Genomic DNA, 4313 nt, shown 5'->3' on the forward strand with positions numbered 1-4313 from the left:
CCTGTCATCGCAGGTGCATGACAGTTGACTCCTACGGCGGCAACGTGCGCCTGGAAGCCGGTGGAACGCGATAAACGGAAGAACAGATGACCTCGCGTTCCCATCCCATCGTGATCAACCCGGATCACTTCCTGCAAACGGAACGTGGTCGCGTGTGGACGTCGGAGCGCAATCAAGCCGCATGGCGGCAAAGCCATGACGCCCTGCAGGCGATCCTCGCCACGTCGTGCGAACCCGCCGGACCCTGGACAGTCGTCATCGTGTGCGGCCTGCAGGGCGCGGGAAAGACCACCTGGATTGCGCGGCAACCGGTGCGGCGCTGTACCGTCTATGTCGACGCGGCCCTGCCGGGCGCCCGGCACCGGGCGCCGATCGTCGCCATCGCGAAAGCGGCCGGTGCCAGGATCGAGATCGTCTGGATCAAGGTCGCGTTGCCGATTGCGCTCGCGCGGAATCTGCAGAGGCCAGCGGACGAACAGGTGCCGGAGGCGGCGATCCGGTCCGTGGCCAGTCTGTTCGAAGCACCGACGCTCGCCGAAGGCGCCGATCACGTCAGCGTGGTCACGCCTGCCGAATGGGTGTCTTGAAGGCTGCATGCGGGGCGGTGGCGTCCGGCACAGGGTGCACATCGCCGCCGCACACCGCATGCGTCGCCGACAGCGATAGCGCATCTCAAGCGCAATGCCATTGCGTGTGCCGCGATCGCCTTGGTTCGTCGTAGGAGGGGCTTCAGCCGCGACCGTGGTCTTGTCGGGGACACAGGTCGCGGCTGAAGCCGCTCCTACGACGGCATCGCGGCATGATGACGTTGCAATGGATCAGCACGCAAAAGACGCTGCTGCGAATCCCGAATCCCGAATCCCGAATCCCGGCTCTCAACAGCCGCCAGGCTGGTCATCCCGAATCGATCAAGTCTCCGGCAACACCTTCCCCGGATTGAGGATCCCATCCGGATCCAGCGCGCGCTTGATCGCGCGCATCGCGTCAAGGGTCGCGGCATTGAAGGCCTGGTCCATATAGTCGCGCTTGGCCACGCCGATGCCGTGTTCGCCCGAGAGGGTGCCTTCCAGCGACAGCACCAGTGCGAACAGCCGCGGCAGCGCCGCCTGCGCGCGCGCGGTTTCGGCGGCGTCGTCCGGCGCGTACATGATGTTGACGTGCAGGTTGCCGTTGCCGGCATGGCCGAAGGCCACGATCGGCAGGTCGAACTCGGCGGCCAGCGCTTCCACGCCGGCCACCAGCTCAGGGATGCGCGACACCGGCACCACTACGTCTTCGTTGATCTTGCCGGGGCGGATCGTGCGCAGCGCCGGCGACAGTGCGCGGCGCGCGGCCCACAGGCGGTCGCGCGCGCTGCCGTCGGCGGCCACGTCCAGCGTCAGCAGGCCCTCGCCCTCGGCCGCCGCACCCAGCGCCTGCAGCGTGTAGGGCAGGGTGTCGTGGTCGCCGTCGGCCTCGATCAGCAGCATCGCGCCGGCCTCGGGCACGTCGCTGCCATTGCGGCGCAGCAGCGCGATCGCGCTGCGGTCCATGAACTCGAGCATGGTCGGCGTGCTCGGCTGCGCCATCAGCCGCGACACCGCGGCAGCGGCGGCGGCGGCGTCGCGGTACAGCGCGCGCAGGCCGGCCTGCGCCAGCGGCCGTGGCGACAGCTTCAGCGTCGCTTCCACGATCAGCGCCAGGGTGCCTTCGCTGCCGACCAGCAGATGGGTCAGGTCGTAGCCGGTGGCGTCCTTGGTGTAGGCGCCGCCGCAGCGGATCAGCTCGCCGCTGCCGGTCACCGCGACCAGGCCGAGCACGTTGTCGCGGGTGGCGCCGTACTTCACCGCGCGCGGTCCGCCGGCATTGGTCGACAGGTTGCCGCCGACGCTGCAGATCTCCGCGCTGGACGGATCCGGTGGCCAGAACAGACCGTGCTGCGCCAGGGCCTGCTGCAGGTCGCCGTTGAGCACGCCGGGTTCGACCACCGCGCAGCGGTCGGCCGGGCGCAACTGCACGATGCGGTTCATGCGTGCGAACGACAGCACCACGCCGCCGGAGAACGGTACCGCGGCGCCGGCGGTGCCGGTGCCGGCGCCGCGCGCCACCAGCGGCACGCGGTGCGCACGGCAGGCGCGCACGATCGCCTGCACCTGCTCGCGGGTCTGCGGCAGCGCCACCGCATCGGCCAGGGCCCAGCGCCGCGAATCGTCCTCGCCATAGCTGCTGCGGCTGTCGGCGTCGGTGCGCCAGCCCTCTGGGCCGAGAAGGGCGGAAAGGGTGTCGGTGAGCGCGGTGGGTAGGGCGGTGGTCATGGTGAAGGTGGCGACGACGACGTGGAGGGCGAGGGCGGCTGCAGCAGTTTCCAGGTGAGCACGGCCAGCGCCAGCGGCAGCCACACCCAGCGCAGTTCGGACCACAGCGTGGCCATGCCGCGCGCGCTGAAGAAACCGTTGGCGAACGGCGAGACTCGGATCGGCCGCCACGGCGCGAACCAGCGCTGTTCGCTCCACGGCCAGGCCAGGGCCACGCCGAGGCCGCCGGAGGTCATCGCATCGAGCAGCGGATGCGAGGCGGTGCAGACGAACAGCCAGACGGCCGCCTGCAGCGCGCCGGCGCGCAGGGGTCGGTGCAGCAACGCGCCGAGCATGCCCAGTACCGCAGCGAACAGCAGCGAGTGGCTGGCGCCGCGATGGCCGAAGGCGTCGGCGTAGGGGATGTGCAGGGCGAAGCCGAGCACGTCGGCGTCGGGCAGCATCGCCGCGACGATGCCGGCGCCGAGCAGGCGCGTGGAAATGCGCCCGCGATCGGCGGCGGCCCACAGCGCCAGCGGCACCGCGGCGTGGGTGAAGACGCTGGGCACCTCAGCAATCCTCGGCGCGGAAGGCGTCGCGCAGCCAGGTCAGCCGCGGCGGATCGCCTTCGGCCTCGACCACGTCGAAGCGGCACGGCCAGTTGGCGTACTGCGGATGCGCGGCCAGGAACAGCTGCGCCGCCAGCAGCAGGCGGCGGCGCTTGCGCAGATCGACCGAGGCCGCGCCACCGCCGAACGCGGTGCTGCGCCGGTAGCGCACTTCGACGAACACCAGGCTTTGCGCCTGCTGCATCACCAGGTCCAGCTCGCCGCCGCGGAAGGCGACGTTGGCGGCGATCAGGCGCAGGCCGGCGCGCTCCAGTTCGGCGCGCGCCGCCGCTTCCACCGCATTGCCGCGTCGGCGCCGCTCAGTTTCCATCGGGCAGCGGGGTCGGGCGCCCGCCGCTGAAGGTGGACCAGGCCGGGGTGCGCACGATGTTGCCGAAGCCGTCCAGGTGCAGCACGCCGGTGGCGCCGCGCAGGCCGCTGTCCTTGCCGGTCGCCAGCTTCTCCAGATACGCGGTGATCTGCCAGGCGTCGTAGCCGAACGCGAACAGCCGCCCGGCCGGGCCGCGCGCGGTCGGCAGCATGTCGGCCACGCTGGTCGCCGCCGGCAGGCCGCCGACGCCGCGCACGTTCCACAGCTCGCTCGGGTAGACGATGCCGTCCAGCACCAGGTCGTCCTCCGGCTTGCCGGTGCCCAGCACCAGCTGCGAGGTCGCCACCCGGCTCTTGCCGGCGAAACCGGCCAGCGCCAGCTGCGGCGCCAGCGCGCGGGCGGTATTGCCCTTCACCGCCAGCAGCACCGAGTCGGCGGCGCCGGCGTTGCGCAGTTGCGCGCCGATGTCGCCCGGGGTGTCGGCCACGCTGACGCTGCCGGCGACCTTGCCGCCGCGCTCGCTGAAGCGGTCGCGGAACGCGGCCACCGCGCGGCGGCCGTTGTCGTCGTTGCTGCCGATCACCAGCGTATTGCGGCGTTCGTGCGCCAGCAGGTACTCGGCGGCGGCGATGCCGTCGTCTTCCGGCGCCAGCGAGAAGCCGGCGCTGCCGCCCGGCGGCGCGTGGGTGCCGCGGTTCAGCGCCAGCACCGGCACCGGCAACGCGTCGCGCCCGAACAGCGCGGTGACCTCGTCGCGGCCGAGCGGGCCCACCACGAAATCGGCGCCGCCGTCGACCGCCTTCTGGTAGGCGGCCAGCGCCCCGGCTGGGGTGCCGGTGGTGTCGATGAAGTCGATCGCAGGACGCCGCCGGGTCTCGCCGTAGTAGCCGGCAAGCAGACCGTCGCGCACCGGCGCGGCCGCGGTGGCCAGGCTGCCGCTCAACGGCAGCAGCACCGCCAGCTTGGCCGGCGGGCGATAGCCGTCGCGCTCGGCCGGCGGCCGCTTGCTGGTGTCGAAGCCCCACTGCTCGCCGCGGTCGAACGGACGCGGCAGCGCCAGGCCGCGGCTCAGCAGCGCGCGGCCGACGAAGTTGTACAGCG

At 71.9% G+C, this 4313-nt stretch carries 5 protein-coding genes; 1 reads left to right on the top strand and 4 read right to left on the bottom strand.

Going from position 1 to position 4313, the window contains the following annotated elements; all coding sequences use genetic code 11:
• Positions 1 to 86 precede the first annotated feature (86 nt).
• Positions 87 to 587 (top strand): AAA family ATPase, encoded by a 501-nt coding sequence (locus D183_RS0107480; protein ID WP_017908456.1) that lies wholly within the window; start codon positions 87 to 89, stop codon positions 585 to 587.
• Between the two features lie 321 nt (positions 588 to 908).
• On the opposite strand, the gene D183_RS0107485 is transcribed toward D183_RS0107480, so the two are convergent.
• The 4 genes from D183_RS0107485 to D183_RS0107500 form a co-directional block, all read right to left on the bottom strand.
• The gene (locus tag D183_RS0107485) at positions 909 to 2294 is read right to left on the bottom strand and encodes an FAD-binding oxidoreductase (protein ID WP_017908457.1); all 1386 of its coding nucleotides are present in this window, start codon (positions 2292 to 2294) and stop codon (positions 909 to 911) included.
• Positions 2291 to 2842, bottom strand: a complete 552-nt coding sequence (locus D183_RS0107490) for a metal-dependent hydrolase (protein WP_017908458.1) — start codon at positions 2840 to 2842, stop codon at positions 2291 to 2293. The genes D183_RS0107485 and D183_RS0107490 overlap by 4 nt, the downstream gene beginning before the upstream one ends.
• Before the next feature lies 1 nt (position 2843).
• Positions 2844 to 3212 (bottom strand): YraN family protein, encoded by a 369-nt coding sequence (locus tag D183_RS0107495; protein ID WP_017914048.1) that lies wholly within the window; start codon positions 3210 to 3212, stop codon positions 2844 to 2846.
• Positions 3202 to 4313, bottom strand: a 1112-nt coding sequence (locus D183_RS0107500) for a penicillin-binding protein activator (protein WP_017908460.1), incomplete at its 5' end; no start/stop codon positions are given. The genes D183_RS0107500 and D183_RS0107495, both read right to left, overlap by 11 nt.

The sequence above is a fragment of the Xanthomonas sp. SHU 199 genome, assembly GCF_000364665.1.
GTDB classification, from domain to species: Bacteria; Pseudomonadota; Gammaproteobacteria; order Xanthomonadales; family Xanthomonadaceae; genus Xanthomonas_A; species Xanthomonas_A sontii.

What these genes read in the sequence shown, in the direction of transcription:
- D183_RS0107480 (WP_017908456.1), top strand. Translation starts at nt 87, where the DNA reads ATGACCTCGCGTTCCCATCCCATCGTGATCAACCCGGATCACTTCCTG.
- D183_RS0107485 (WP_017908457.1), bottom strand. Translation starts at nt 2,294, where the DNA reads ATGACCACCGCCCTACCCACCGCGCTCACCGACACCCTTTCCGCCCTT.
- D183_RS0107495 (WP_017914048.1), bottom strand. Translation starts at nt 3,212, where the DNA reads ATGGAAACTGAGCGGCGCCGACGCGGCAATGCGGTGGAAGCGGCGGCG.